This window comes from Pseudomonas sp. HK3 (assembly GCF_052920985.1).
Map to the genome: position 1 here is coordinate 535751 of NZ_JBREXD010000002.1, position 14201 is coordinate 549951.

16 protein-coding genes are annotated in these 14201 nt (G+C 42.1%); 4 read left to right on the forward strand and 12 right to left on the reverse strand.

Annotated elements, in window-relative coordinates; all coding sequences use genetic code 11:
• Window positions 1-17 precede the first annotated feature (17 nt).
• From ACU6U9_RS13415 to ACU6U9_RS13460, 10 genes are all read right to left on the reverse strand, one after another.
• Complete coding sequence (locus tag ACU6U9_RS13415; RefSeq protein WP_446735532.1) at window positions 18-953, reverse strand: AgmX/PglI C-terminal domain-containing protein; 936 nt, start codon at window positions 951-953, stop codon at window positions 18-20.
• A complete protein-coding gene (locus ACU6U9_RS13420; RefSeq protein WP_446735533.1) occupies window positions 950-1465 on the reverse strand; it encodes an ExbD/TolR family protein in 516 nt (171 codons plus the stop codon). The genes ACU6U9_RS13415 and ACU6U9_RS13420 overlap by 4 nt, the downstream gene beginning before the upstream one ends.
• A gap of 8 nt (window positions 1466-1473) precedes the next feature.
• Window positions 1474-1968 carry an ExbD/TolR family protein gene (locus tag ACU6U9_RS13425; protein WP_446735534.1) on the reverse strand — a complete coding sequence of 165 codons (495 nt, stop codon included), beginning with the start codon at window positions 1966-1968 and terminating at the stop codon, window positions 1474-1476.
• Window positions 1969-1994: 26 nt separating this feature from the next.
• Entirely contained in the window at window positions 1995-2654 is a 660-nt protein-coding gene (locus ACU6U9_RS13430; RefSeq protein WP_446735535.1) for a MotA/TolQ/ExbB proton channel family protein, read from the reverse strand.
• A gap of 92 nt (window positions 2655-2746) precedes the next feature.
• Complete coding sequence (locus tag ACU6U9_RS13435; RefSeq protein WP_446735536.1) at window positions 2747-3010, reverse strand: hypothetical protein; 264 nt, start codon at window positions 3008-3010, stop codon at window positions 2747-2749.
• A 3-nt stretch (window positions 3011-3013) separates the two neighbouring features.
• Complete coding sequence (locus ACU6U9_RS13440; protein ID WP_446735537.1) at window positions 3014-3760, reverse strand: tetratricopeptide repeat protein; 747 nt, start codon at window positions 3758-3760, stop codon at window positions 3014-3016.
• Window positions 3747-4781 carry a tetratricopeptide repeat protein gene (locus ACU6U9_RS13445; RefSeq protein ID WP_446735538.1) on the reverse strand — a complete coding sequence of 345 codons (1035 nt, stop codon included), beginning with the start codon at window positions 4779-4781 and terminating at the stop codon, window positions 3747-3749. The genes ACU6U9_RS13440 and ACU6U9_RS13445 overlap by 14 nt, the downstream gene beginning before the upstream one ends.
• Window positions 4759-6603 carry a tetratricopeptide repeat protein gene (locus ACU6U9_RS13450; RefSeq protein ID WP_446735539.1) on the reverse strand — a complete coding sequence of 615 codons (1845 nt, stop codon included), beginning with the start codon at window positions 6601-6603 and terminating at the stop codon, window positions 4759-4761. The genes ACU6U9_RS13445 and ACU6U9_RS13450 overlap by 23 nt, the downstream gene beginning before the upstream one ends.
• Complete coding sequence (locus ACU6U9_RS13455) at window positions 6600-8288, reverse strand: tetratricopeptide repeat protein (RefSeq protein ID WP_446735540.1); 1689 nt, start codon at window positions 8286-8288, stop codon at window positions 6600-6602. The genes ACU6U9_RS13450 and ACU6U9_RS13455 overlap by 4 nt, the downstream gene beginning before the upstream one ends.
• 14 nt (window positions 8289-8302) lie before the next feature.
• Window positions 8303-8881, reverse strand: coding sequence for an AraC family transcriptional regulator (locus ACU6U9_RS13460; RefSeq protein ID WP_446735541.1), 579 nt, complete (start codon window positions 8879-8881; stop codon window positions 8303-8305).
• 339 nt (window positions 8882-9220) lie between these two features.
• On the opposite strand from ACU6U9_RS13460, the gene ACU6U9_RS13465 reads away from it, so the two are divergent.
• The 4 genes from ACU6U9_RS13465 to ACU6U9_RS13480 all read left to right on the forward strand — a co-directional run bounded on the left by ACU6U9_RS13465 (window position 9221) and on the right by ACU6U9_RS13480 (window position 12589).
• Window positions 9221-10003: an SH3 domain-containing protein gene (locus tag ACU6U9_RS13465; RefSeq protein ID WP_446735542.1), complete on the forward strand. Its 783-nt coding sequence runs from the start codon at window positions 9221-9223 to the stop codon at window positions 10001-10003.
• A 21-nt stretch (window positions 10004-10024) separates the two neighbouring features.
• Entirely contained in the window at window positions 10025-10678 is a 654-nt protein-coding gene (locus ACU6U9_RS13470) for an outer membrane beta-barrel domain-containing protein (protein ID WP_446735543.1), read from the forward strand.
• Window positions 10679-10843: 165 nt separating this feature from the next.
• Window positions 10844-11572: a fibro-slime domain-containing protein gene (locus ACU6U9_RS13475; RefSeq protein ID WP_446735544.1), complete on the forward strand. Its 729-nt coding sequence runs from the start codon at window positions 10844-10846 to the stop codon at window positions 11570-11572.
• Between the two features lie 288 nt (window positions 11573-11860).
• Complete coding sequence (locus ACU6U9_RS13480; protein WP_446735545.1) at window positions 11861-12589, forward strand: fibro-slime domain-containing protein; 729 nt, start codon at window positions 11861-11863, stop codon at window positions 12587-12589.
• 84 nt (window positions 12590-12673) lie between these two features.
• On the opposite strand, the gene ACU6U9_RS13485 is transcribed toward ACU6U9_RS13480, so the two are convergent.
• Window positions 12674-13513: a CvfB family protein gene (locus ACU6U9_RS13485; protein WP_446735546.1), complete on the reverse strand. Its 840-nt coding sequence runs from the start codon at window positions 13511-13513 to the stop codon at window positions 12674-12676.
• 16 nt (window positions 13514-13529) lie between these two features.
• Complete coding sequence (tmpT, locus tag ACU6U9_RS13490; protein WP_446735547.1) at window positions 13530-14195, reverse strand: thiopurine S-methyltransferase; 666 nt, start codon at window positions 14193-14195, stop codon at window positions 13530-13532.
• Window positions 14196-14201 lie beyond the last annotated feature (6 nt).

A 14201-nucleotide genomic window follows, 5' to 3' on the forward strand; every position in this document is an offset into this window, starting at 1 on the left:
TAAGGCAATAAAAACACCTAGGAAGGCAAGAAACTGAAGGTATATTGAACCGCTGTTGGGCTCACATCTTCTTGGCCAAAGTTAATACCACTAATTTTTTGCAACATCTGTTGCTCTAATTTTGAATGGTTTAACTCACTGCTTTTAAGCTTCAATTTTTCAATATTACCATTAGGTAAAATCACAAATTCAAAGATAAAGCGGCCACCCAAATCTGGGTTATGACGCAACGCTTTAGTGTACAAAGAATAAACAGCACCTTTATAACGCTCTAACGTTCGACGGATACTTTGCATATCACGCTTACTGTCTTTTTTCGGGTCATAATGATATTCAGCCGCATCTGGTAATGGAATATCCATTAACGGGCTTTCTATATCACCAGAGACGTGACCGACCATTGCAGCACCTTTTGCATTCACGGTAATGTCACTGGCCTTTAGGCCACCACTAGAGCTGTTCATGTTGCTCTGGCCCAAGCGAGAGCGACTGCTTTGTTGCACTTTACCGCTATTAGACACCGTCACGTTCTTTTTCTGCATCGTGGACTTAGAAACCGAGTTGCGCAATGAACTAAGCTGCTTAGAAAGCGCTTCCATATTTTGCAAGCTGGTGTTCGCGCCCTCTTTTGGTTTTGCGTCCTTTTTAACGTTCTGTGTCTTTTGCTCTTTCACTTCTGTTGGAGGTGATGGCGGTGGTGGCGTATCTATGATTTTAGGTGCTTCTAAAATCACCTTCGTCACAATTTTTTCTTCGACTTCTTCTTCCGAAAAAAAGTGCGGCATGATTGACATGATAAACATAAACGCAAAGATAGGGATCATTATCCGCTTCACTAAGCGCTTAAATCTTTCCTGCTGCTCAGCTTGTTCATGCCAAGGCAACACCATATCCAGGGCTAAATGATCTAGGCCAACGCCGTTCATCTCATTATTCAGTGTGGCAACACTCATGGCGGACCTCCACTTGTTAATGCACTACCAACCACCTGATTAACCGCTAGGGCGATATCACGGAAGTTTTCTTGACTGCACGTGGCCATCACACCTTTCAAAATTAAATACGACACATCCTGATCACCCATAATGGTGACAGAGCGGCCATTTTTCTTTTCAAAGTCGGTCAATTCGCCTTTATCCGTTGCAAGCTGCTTCAACACTTCGGCCAACGCCTCAATGGCTTTACCATTTGCCTGCTCAACCGCTTTAACATCGACTACATCCTCATCACCTACGCTGATGTAATTATCACCAATGGTAATCAATAAATCATTCTGAAATGAACCCGTCGCTTGCGAATCTGGCAGCGTGATAAAAGTCGCCTTTTCAATCTCTTGACTGTCGCCACTGTTCATTAATAGAAAGAATACCAAAATGGTAAAAATATCCATCAACGACACTAGGTTTAAGCCCGCTACTTTCTTTTGGGTATCTCGGCGGTCTAATACGGTACCTTGAAATGCCATATCGCCTCCTATTTCTTACTGGCGTCGCCAAGGGAGATTTGCGGAAACAATTCAACCTCAGCTAAGCTAGCAGCCACAACCGTTTGATACGACTTCACCGTATCCATTGTGGTAATCAATGTTTGGTATTCCAAATCACTGGATGACAAAATTAACGCATCTTTTTTGTCACTTACTCTATTTTTGATCTCTTTTAAAACCAAAGCCAATGTTTGAAAATCTTGCTGCTTGTTTTCAAGCAGTGGAATATTTTTCACTAAAGAACCCGTTGGAAAAAATACATCTATGCCACTCTTGCGCACAACAACTTCTAGTTGCGACTGTTCAAGAGACGTGGCACTCGAACCACCAGACAATTCCGGCAGGTTAATTTCCATCACTGTAATCTTTGTAAATGTCATGCTCATCAAAAGCACAGGTACCAATACAATCATTAAATTCATGAAGCTGGTAACGTCGATATCGGCGTCGTCTGTACTTTGACGTTTAATTTTAAAACTCATGATTCAACCCCAGTCAACGTGGATGATTAATCCTTAGACAAACCGGCTTGAATCGCACGATTAAGCGTCATCACATTTAAAAACTTCACACCCGCCATTTCAATACTGCCGATAATCGCGTTGGTTTTATTCGTTAAAATGGCATGACTAATCAATAATGGAATGGCCGCAATCAGACCAAAAGCGGTTGTGTTCATCGCAACCGAAATAGACAGTGACAGTAGCTTTGATTTCTCAGCAGGGTCAGCATTCGCCACCGCGGTAAACGCAGCAATCAGACCAATAATCGTACCTAATAGACCCAACAGAGTTGCAACGTTGGCTAGTACGGCTAAATAACCGGTGCGCTGCTCTAAACGCGGCACAGCTTCCATCATGCCTTCACTCATGGCTTGTTCAACATCAGCGCGTTGCTTAGTGACTTTCATCATATCTAAACCACAACCAATCATGCGAGAAACCGGCGCATTGTTATCACGAGTGAATAACGTCATTTTTTCGTGATCATCGGTGCGCAGTAACGGTAAAAAGTCATCAAATGCTTTTAGGTTACGGCTCTTCTCGCCATTAAGAAAACGCCAGCGTTCAACCGTGATAGCCACGCCAATGGCCAATACCAAGGCGATAGGATAAATAAATAAACCACCGTCTTGAAAGAATTTTGCTATTGATGAAAAAAAGTCCATAACCTTTTACCTGTAAGTATAACTGTCTGTTTTTAATTATTAAGCAGAGTGTCTGCTATATAAAATTTTTGTGAGCACTAAATTGTTTAGCGCTAGTTGCCTTCTAAATTCATTTCGTCATAGATCCGCATAGAACGCAGCATTACGTCACGGTCCACCGTATCTATGTTTTTTTCGTATTTATCTTCTTCTTTACGATATAAATTTTCGTTGCCACCTGGGCCTTGCCATGACATAAAATAACTCACGGCAGGCTGTTCTTTATCCCCTACAAACTGGCTCTCAAGTTTAATGGGCTCATCTGCTTGTGCGCTCAAAACCATCAACACGCTAAACAAAAAAAGTAATTGCTTCATATGTTAACCCTCTGAGCGGCTCATTAATGTTGCTGGATTTGCCTTTTGCTTAGGATCAATGAAACTTTTCTCAATCCCAGTACGACTTTGAATTTCGTTATACCAGGCAATGGCTTTTTGATCTTTATAGTCATTCAAAAACAAATACGTTTCTATGTGCTGCTGTGCTTTTTTCGGCTGATTTAAATATAGGTCATACAAGATGCCTAAATTCAAATGAGCCTCTGGGCAATCTTTCCAAATGCCAAGCACTTGCGCCAATGTATTTTGCGCAACACCAAACTCCCCCATCAAACGCTGCAATCGAGCTAATGCGATATAGGCATTAATGTTATCCGGTGTAATTTTAAGCGCTTGTTTATAGTGATCTTGCGCAAGCGTATATTCTTTCTTCTCAACGGCAATATTACCCAGAAGCACCCAAGGACCAGACAATGACGTGTCTTTTTTAGTGATCACGCCTAACTTTTGTTTGGCCGTCTTATAGTCTTTACTGCGAATGGCTTTTTTAGCTTCGATGAATAACAACACCGAACCTTTATCAATTTTACCCTTAAGCTCTAAATAAGGATTTTCCATTGCTTCATATACAATGGCTTTACCTTGCTCGTCATAAGCTTGCTGAGGAATAAAGCTTTGCGTTTCTTTTAATTCCACTTTTTGTCCCGCAAGCGGAATCTGCACTTTACTGGCACACGCTGACAGCACCAACACACTGGCTATAACAGCCATTTGTTTAACGAATTTCATCACCGTACCTCGCTAATTCTTCTTCTTTACCAAAACGCACTGGCGACAAACGCTTCATAGCCTCATAACTTTTAGAAATCCAATCGTTATAATGACCATCCCAGCCAAGCTCAATATTATTTTGATGTATGGTGGCAGCTAAATCCGCAAAAGGTTGTGCTTGCTGCGCGATAATATTTTGATACATGGCAGTATCTTGTTTCGATAAGCCTTTAGGTACTGGCGCTTTATTCAGTTCAGTACTGAATGTTTCGTATAACTCAGCCATTTTGAAATTAGACAAGCTGACGAACTCTAAAATGCCGTATGCCGCCGCTTGCTCATAGCGAAGCGTTGCATCTTGTAAGTAGCCATTTTTCTTCGCCATGCTTTTATCGATTGGCAGACGTAGCGAGCGACGCTTGAACTCCCAAGCAAAATAATCACCGTACTTAGCACTTGCCCATGCACCTAACCACTGACTACGGTCAGTTCGATCGGCGCCTGCTTCAGCATCGCCTGCTATCACACGACGCAACCAATATAAATTGCGACTCTTATCCTTGGTCTTTTCATAAAGGTCTGCCAAGTGATAACGGGCTTCCATACGATTAGAGAATGGTTTTTCATACTTGTGCGCATAGTCTTTGTAGAAAACAATCGCTTTCTCTAGCTGACCAATCTTTTCGTAAAGGCCTGCCGCGATGAATAAAGCGTCTTGACGCACAACCGGATCTTTATCCGTGTTAAATAACTGTGTGTACGCCAGTGCGGCTTTTTTCCATTGTTCGCTTTTTTCATAGGCAAACGCTAGCTTACGAGGAAACTCTGGGGCTAACTCATGAGATGCAAATTGCGTCTGTAATTGCTTCAATTCTTTGATTGCATTTTTCCACTGTTTCTCTTCTAGCATGAGTGAAACAGCATCATATTGCGCAATCACACGAATCTTAGATTGAGGAGCAAGTTTTTTAACACTCAACAATTCATTAATAGCTAACTGATTATTGTTAGCCAACTTATGTGCTTCTGATTTTTTCATAAATAGAAGCAGCAATTTGATTACTGATATCTTTATATTCATCGCTTTGCTTAGACACTTTCATTTGTTTCAGCAGAATACGACGCTGTGTCGTGTAATGATTTTGCGCGATTTGATACTCCCCCTTCTGGAAGTAAGAGTGCGCTAAAATACCGTAAGCCGTTTGCTTTAAGCTTGGGTTAAGTTGCTTATTATTTTTAATCAGACCATTGGCCACATCAATAGCTCGATCAAACTGGCTCAATGCAAACAAAGCCTGCGCCGCATTGGTCAACACAGCAATGGCTCGTTTATCTTTATGAAACACATTGGCAAATTTCAACATACTATCAACCGACTGTTGACGCCATGCTTCTTGCTTTTCAGCGGATGCTCTTTCTTTCTCTAATACTTCTGAATGCTTACGGTAAGCAATCAAGCTTGCATACGCTGATTTATTCGCCAGCTTTTTATCTTTATCAACATAAGCAACGGTGGCGTATTCTTTTGCCGCTAGGTCATATTGTTTGTTTTCAAAGTGAGCATCTGCTTTTTTATAGCGAAGCTCTGCCACTTTTTTATCATCAGGAAACGCTTCAAGGTAACGACCATAATAGTCGGCCGCTTGTAGGAGTGACGTTGATGCCAGCTCGCTCAGGTGCTCTTCTTTGCTAGTCTTAGCTTTTTTAAGGGCTTGCTGACCTTGACTATGGAAGTGAGCAGCTAGCTCAACATAATATTCTTTAAGTTGTGAAAACACTTGAGCCTTCTGCGCTTCATGCTTAGCAATGTATTGCGATTTTGGCCCATAAAGGTTTACAAAATCTTGTTTCTCTTTAAGCACTAACTTAGGAAAACCACCTTTCACATAAGCCGCAATGAGCTTGCTATGAAAATCACTGGTGCGTGCATTCGTTGGATTCAGCTTAATAAATTCACGATACGTGGCAGCACTATCATCGTAACGCGATTTTTCTAAATAAAATTCGGCCAACTCATTATATAAGCGCCATTGGTAAGCTTTACCTTCGATCAATTTAATATCGCCAATGGCTTGTGCACCACCTAAATTCACCAAGGCCAAACTCATACTGTGCAATGCATCTTGCACCAATGGTTTTTCAGTCACGGTTAATGCACGACCATTTAATTCGGCAATTAACAGGCTATCCAACACAAACGCAAAATGGTCGAGTGCTTTGTTATAGTTGCCTAACTTATATAACGACCAACCCAACATATAATGTGCATTAAGTGTTAGCTTACCTGAGTCTTGTATGGTGGTTTGGCGATAAGCTTTTTCTGCTTTGACATACAGGTCACGACTAAAGTAAATATCCCCTAAACGGAAGTACGCTTCAGAAATAGCTGTGAAATACGGGTGACGATCCACTAAGCGTTCAAGCATCTGACGCGCATTATTGGTCTGCCCTTCCATGTCGTACGCTTTTGCTAATTGATATAACACTTCAGCGTTATCTGGGCTATTTGGGTATTTTTCTAAAATATCAACATAGCTAGCAATGGCATTACGGTAATAACCCTGCTTGGGTGCTGTTGCCATATCGGCTTGATTAGCATCGCCTTCGAGCATATGCACGCCCGCAATTCGGCGTTGGATTTGTTGCTTTAAATATTCATCATCCACAAGGTCAATAAGCTGCTGATATTCATTGCGAACTTGCTCGTGATCAAGATTATTAAAATTCAACCCCGCTTCTGTTTCGATCTCATCACCTTCTAAATCAGCAATGGTGCCTTGAGAGCTGCAGGCAGACAAACTAATGGCCACTGAAAGTGCAACGAGTTTTAACCCCGTTTTCACCGGATTCGGTCTCCTCATGGTTGCTCTCCTGTATTATTCATTTTGTCATCTTCAATATTATTTAATGTTTGATCGTATAAACGTGCTTTACCTAAACGAGCCTGAGCCCAGTAGTAACGCATACGTTCTTCATGGTTATCGAGTTCTGCGTTCACTACGATACGCATGACTCTTTCTAATTTTCTAATAAGACCATCAGTCTCTTGCAGCTTTTTCTGAATGCGGTTGTGCAGCTTTTTAGCCAAAAGCACATTGGCTTCTGATTGACGGTAAGGCTCTTTAATCGATTTTATTTTTGACAACTTATCTTCTAAGAAGGCAAAGCTTTGATCAGTTGATTCAATCAATGCGGTAAAACGCTCTTGCTCTTCAACATCAAGGGTCATAGTATGCAAACGTAAATCACTGATTGTATTTTCAAGTCGCTCTTGCTTCTCTTGTGCTTTGAACACAAAGCTGCCAATGCTTTTACTGGTTAAGCCTTGCTGGCGATATTGAATGATCAACTGGTGCTCTAATGCTTGACGCCCCCAGTAATTAAGATTGTTACGTAGCGCATATAAATCTCGCAGTTCTTTGATCACACTGTGGAATGGGTTACTGGACATAAGCTCAATCAAAAATGGAGTAAGCTTGTTGTAATCTAAACTTGGCTCACTGCCGTACCAATCGGTTTCGTCCATCATGGCTTCAAGGTTAACCACAAACTCTTCAGGTATACGCTGACCTGCAATCACTGCACGCGCTTTTGCAATAGAGTCAACACCTCCGGCAAATGCTTTTTCTGCTAATAGATATTGTTTTAATGCACTGCGACTTGCACCTTGCTGCTCATACAAGTGGGCCAGTAATACTTTGGCTTCTTGTACTTCGGCAATACTGATAGAACGACGATCCAATGCTTTTAAGGCAGGAACCGCTTGAGAGAAACGCTGTAACTTAATGGCTGTCCAACCGTAACTCAATAAAGCACGGTTACTATACAATCCTGTTGTACGCACATTTTGTAAATACTGCCAAGCGCCTAATAGGTTTTCGTTTTCAATTTCCATGTGAGCAAGAGCTTGCTTTGCACGATCGGCCAACACTGAAAATTCTTCTTCTGGGTGTACCAGCGCGTAATCCACAACCTTTTTCAGGTTGCGTTTACTGTCATCTAATTTGTCATGTCGTAACTGAGTAATCGCCAAATTAAAAATAAGGTAAGGCTCATATGCACTGTTTTTTGCGACCTTTGATAGGCTTTGCTCAACGGTATCTAAGTGCATGTTACGAATATTAATCAGGGTAGCTAAGTAATTAAATTCTTCAGCAATATCACCCGGCACCTGCCCTTGAATACGACCTAAATTGCGTGCCGCTGCGTCTATCTCACCTTTTTGGTAATACAGTTTTGCAAGGTAGTACCACGCCTTGTTCGCTGTGGCCTCGTCTACATTTGTATTTAATAAGTCATTGAAGATGATTTGCGCATGATCGGGCAAACCATAGGACAGGGTCATACCACCTTGAAGTAAACGCGCGTCATCCGCATTTTTTTCAAGCTCATTGGTCGCCTTGGCATATTCATAACCTATAAGAGCTGCAAAATAATTTTGCTGATAATAATCAAACAAAATCGTGCCGTATTTTAAGTCTTTAACCGTGTTCGCCGCAGCCATTAAAGGCAACAGTAAACAACTCAGCAAAAGCAAGCGCATCATATTCATTCTCCTGCTTACCATTGCTTAATGGTAAACACTGGCTCTTGCTTGGCGTAATCATCCATAACCGCGAGCTCTATATACTGACTGCCTTTGCCCTTAGTGAACTCCAGCTCCGTTGCACGCTTGTATGGTCGGCCATTTGGCCCAAGACCGGTAAAGAACACTGACAACGTATGCAGCCCGTTATTCAGGTTGGTCATGTGTAAACGCTGAATACCACCACGAGCAAGCGCTTGCCGCTGCTTATCACTATATAAGTGAGTGGCGATGATTTTGCCGTCTAATTTAAGTTTCACGCTCTCTAGTGTGAAAAACTCACCACTATCTAACGAAACAAATACACTGGCCTGAGTACTTGATGGGAACAATAGCTCTTCTTCCATCAATCGCAGGTCCTTATTTAAGTCCACCACGCTGGCTTTAAGCTGTTGAATCTCTTTTGAAAGCTTACTAACGGTCGCCAAGGCCTGCTGGGCGCTCTCTTGCTTCGCTTTCGCAGCAAAACCAATGGACTGATCTGACGCCAGCACATTAACTGACACGCATGCCAATACGACTAAGGTCCACTGCTTGATTTTTGACCGACACATAAAACGTCCTACACCCGAGGTGTGATTAATAACTTTCGCGCTAATTCCACTAAATAGCCATTCTGATGGTTTTTTAACCAGCTTGAGCGGAATCGAAATAAGGGCGGCATTATCCGGTTTTTAGGGATTTAATTATCGCTACGGGTTCAAATTCTGAGAGGCTGTTACAAATATTTTTGTAAGAAATTCGTTATTTTTAATGTAAGCGTGATTGTATTTTCTTAAAAGTGATGAACGTCACACTCGGTAAGTGATCACTATGCACGATGTTCCCATGAATATGCGTACAATGATCGCCATTCTTTGACGCTGTAAGAAGCATTAACCAGACGAGTGCCTATGTTTCGCTGTTGGATTCCCCTAATTTGCTTTGTTATTAGCCATGCTTCGCATGCTGATGACCCCACACCATCTCGTACGATTACGGGTGATATGTTGAACAATGAAGAAGCGGTACAGCTATCGGTTATCGATACCTACCTCGAACTTCATACAGGCCCTGGCCGTGGTTATCCTATTTTCCATGTTATGGAAAAAGGCGAGACTGTTTATGTGCACAGTCGTCGAACTAATTGGTTTTATGTCAGTGACCGTCGCAATCGCCAAGGCTGGGTCAAACAAGAAGGTCTAGCCCGCACATTGGCCCCAACAGGCTTGCCTGCTGCACTGCCTAATACCAAACACGGTGACTTTTTAGCCCAGCAAGGTCGTGTGGGCTTTAGCCTTGGCCAGCAAGGCAACGCAGATACAGCAACGGTTATGGCCGGTTATCGACTATTAAGCTTTGCCGGTATAGAAGCCGAATACGGACAGATATTTGGTAGCCAAATTGATGGCATCACCTATGGCGCTAGCCTATTAATTGAACCCATTAAAAGCTGGTCGTTTACCCCTTTTATATCTAAAGGTTATGGCTGGCAAGAATGGAAAGAAAAAACAAAGCAACAAGTGGGCGCTAACAATAGCTTCAACAGTCGTTACGAGTACACCGGCGTGGGCATTAACTATTACATTGGCTACAACTTCGTGGTACGCGGCGAGTATCGCAAAGTTTACCTCACTGGCGATAACGACTCTCTGTCCAATAGCGCATGGCGCTTAGGCTTTAGCAGCTTCTTTTAAATAGAATTTAGGCAAAATATTATGACAATGCTACGACTGATCACACTACTATCACTTGCAATAAGCCCACTGGCTTTTGCCAATGATGCCCCAGATACAGAAGATTCAGGGGATGTGCAAATCAACCCTATTTTAGTGGTAGAGCCAGATAAACAAGTACGCGAGCAATACGAAGCGAAGATTGATACCGAGTTTTTTGAATTAGGTGCCTATATGGGCATTATCGGCATTGAAGACTTCGATACGCCCTCTGTTTTAGGTGTTAAAGCCTCGTTCCACGCCACTGAAGACTTCTTCTTACAAGCCAACTACGGCCAAGCTGAAGCCGGCACCTCAGCAGCTGAAATTACCAGCTCTGCTAACTTGATTGCGGATCGTGATTACGAGTACTACAACCTATTAGTGGGTTATAACTTGTTTCCTGGTGAAGCCTTTATCACCCAAAACCTAACGCTTAACAGTTCATTTTATGTGGTCGCGGGTATCGGTAATACTGACTTTGCTGGTGACAACCATTTCACAATTACATACGGTTCAGGTTATCGCATTATTTTAAGCGATTGGCTTACTTGGAATATGGATTTCCGCAACCATACATATGAGTCAAATGTGCTGCCTATTAGTAAACGTGTGAACAACTTAGAGTTCACTCTTGGCCTGACAGCTTTTTTCTAAAGCCCTGACCGCTTACAAACCATGAGCGGTGTCACAATTTCTTACAAAACTCACACAAAAGTATAAGAAAGCCTGAGAAACTGGACGTACATCCCAGTTTTTCAGGACGGCTATGTCTAGACTCCCTAAATCGTTTACTACGTCATACTCATTATTGGGGTCAGCATGAATAAGTTATGTTTTTCAGCACTTGCATCTGGCTTGCTCATTATGACTCAGCTTGTAAACGCCAGCGCACCCTCGGATTACGACAAAATTTGTCAATGTGTCGACCCTTTCAATGGCGTACGTCAAATTCCAGTTACTATCCGCGATTTCACAGCAGACCACCCAGACTTTGAAAGTACCACAGGCTACGAAAGAGGCATTGTAGAAAAAAACCTAGGCTCTGACGGCCGCCCTATTTACGCAAAAGAGGGCCAGTACAGCTTAACGACAAATGGCAGTGAAGCATTTAACAAGTGGTATCGTAACGTACCAGGTGAAAATACAGCCATTAACAAGCAGCTAGAAATGCGCGAAGTACGCACTGGTTTTTGGGAGTACAGCGACTCATCTTTTTTCCCCATTGATCACGAAGGATTCGGCAACCAAGGTAATAGCCATAATTATCACTTCACGTTAGAAACACACCTTAAGTTTTTCTATGTAGCAGGCGGCACGTTTAGTTTTAAAGGAGACGACGATCTTTGGATTTTCATCAATGGTAAACTCGCCATCGACCTAGGCGGCGTACACGGTGTTGAAGAAAAAACGGTATACCTTGACGATATGGCAGCCGAACTAGGCATTGAACCAGGTAATTCATATTCATTTGATTTATTTTTTGCAGAACGCCACTTAACCGAGTCAAACTTTAAATTCCAAACAACGTTCGAGTTACAGTGCTTATAGTTAAGCTATGTTGTTAAGTTAACGCATTCAAACAGGGGCTTCGGCTCCTTATTTATGCGTATAGTAAACGCTTTAAGCAAGCGATCCATATGGTTAATTTTATTAAATAAACCAAATACCCTTTTAAACTGCCTCAAATTATCTAGCCGCATCACAACTCCTTACAAAACACACGTACAAGCATAACAAAGCCCGAAAAACTCGACGTAGATCCCAGTTTTTTTCAAGCGTAATGACTACACTACCGCCACTATTTTAATATGCTAACACCCAATTTTAGAGGCAAACATGAACAAGTTATGTTTTTCAGCATTCGCATCTGGCTTGTTGCTTGTCACACAGTTGGTACACGCAAGCTCACCAACTGATTACGATACTATTTGTCAGTGTGTTGACCCTTACAATGGTGTTCGTCAAATTCCTGTAACCATTCGTGACTTTAAAGATTCGCACCCTGATTTTGAAAGTTATGATGGCATTGAAACAGGCATTGTAAAAACCAACTTAGGCGAGGATGGCCGCCCAGTTTATGCAAAAGAAGGCCAGCACAGTCAAACAACCACAGATGCCGCCAGTTTTGATCAGTGGTACCGAAATGTGCCCGGCGTTAATATGACGCTTAACAAAACACTCAAAATGACCCAGCTTAGATCAGAGCTTTGGGAGTATTCGAGCTCTACATTTTTTCCAATCAACAATGAAGGTTTTGGTAATCAAGGCAATACCTATAACTATCACTTCACGTTAGAAACCCATTTGAAATTCTTTTATGTACCAGGCGGAACCTTTAGCTTTGAAGGCGACGATGACTTATGGATATTCATCAACGGCAAGCTTGCCATTGATTTAGGCGGTGTTCACGGCGCACTTAAGAAAGTGATTAAACTGGATGACTATGCCGAAGCATTAGGCATCGAGCCCTATAATACTTACAGTTTCGACTTGTTCTTTGCTGAACGTCATTTGTACGCGTCTAACTTCAAATTTCAAACTACCTTTGAGTTGCAGTGTTTATAGCTTAAATGGCTTGAGAATTGGTTACATAAAAAACGGGCGCTAATAAGCGCCCGTTTTTTATGGGTCAGACATTCGGTTTGGCATCTATTTCGCTTCTAGATAAATACCATCTTTTTCAATGCGAATTAAACGCTGTTTATAAAGCGTACCAATAGCCTGTTTATAGCTGCTTTTGCTGCAATGAAATTTTTTCTTGATGTCATCCGGCGAACTTTTATCACTTAATGGGATAAAGCCGCCTTCTTGTGTCAACAATTCCAATACATCACCCGCCAGCCCTTCTACACGAGCAAAGCCTGGTTTTTGCATAATGATTTCAATTTTTTGATCTTCACGTACACGTTTAATAAACGCCTTGAGTTTATCACCACGATTTAACGCCTGAAAAACATCGGAATGATAAATTAATCCCCAATACGTGCCATCAACAACAACCTTAATTCCAAGATCCGTTTTTGGGCCAACAACGATATCAACTTCTTCGCCTGTTTTATACGCATTGGTTTCATCAATATCATAAAGAAACGTATCCAACTTCGTTGACGCCGTTAAACGATCAGAGTCATCCAAATAAATACGTACTAATACTTTACGACCTTTTTCTAAGCGATTGTTTTGCTCAGAAAACGGAACTAAGATATCGCGCTGCAACCCCATGTCTAAAAAGGCGCCCACAGGGCTTTCATCGACTACATTTAAGTAAGCGAAATCGCCAACCATGGCCAATGGGGTTTGTGTCGTAGCAATTAAGCGATCTTCACTATCACGATAAATAAATACGGTTACTGTATCATCCACCTTCATGTCTTCGGTGGTGTATTGCTTTGGTAATAAAATTTCGCCGTGTTCGCCGCCATCTAATTGCAAACCTCGAGGAAGTTGACGCAATACGGTTAACTCATTAAAACGGCCAATCTCTAGCATAAAGCGCTCTCTGTTTTTAAGCATTTGGCTTTGGCGTTAACTGATATACCCGTTGAAATAATTCAGGTAATCCGTTTTGGGCAAAGCGTGGTTCATGTTCAATAATATTAGCGCTCTTTAGCTCATTTATTGAGTGAGTCGCTGCATAGTGCTGTTTGACTTCTTCATAACTCAAAGCAAACGGCGGGCCAGACATTAAGTCTTGCTGGTAATCAAGGGTGATCAAACACTGCTGCGCCTTTGGACACAGTTGCATTAAGTGCCGCGTGTATTGACTGCGCATAGTCGCTGGTAATGCGATTAACGCAGCACGATCATAAACCCAATCAACATTGATTAATTCACTGGGGGTCAGCTGAAAAAAGTCACCGGCATAAATAGTTAAGTTTTTAGCATGGTAACGTTTACCGCCAGCCCAGTTGCTCACTTGAGGCTTTATAGCTAAGCGCTCATATATGGCTTTTACTGCATCTTCACTCAGTTCATTGGCTGTAACGGCGCGGCCTTGTGCTAAAAAAAAGTCAACATCGCATGTCTTGCCACACAGGGGCAAGAATACATGTAACACGCTTGTTTGCGCGTTAATTTCTGGCCATAAAGCCACCAGCCAAGGGTGAGGTTTTGGTAAATGAAATCCAATTTCGTTTTTTTGCCACTTATTAAGCCAAAACTGTGCGTTCACGTTAAC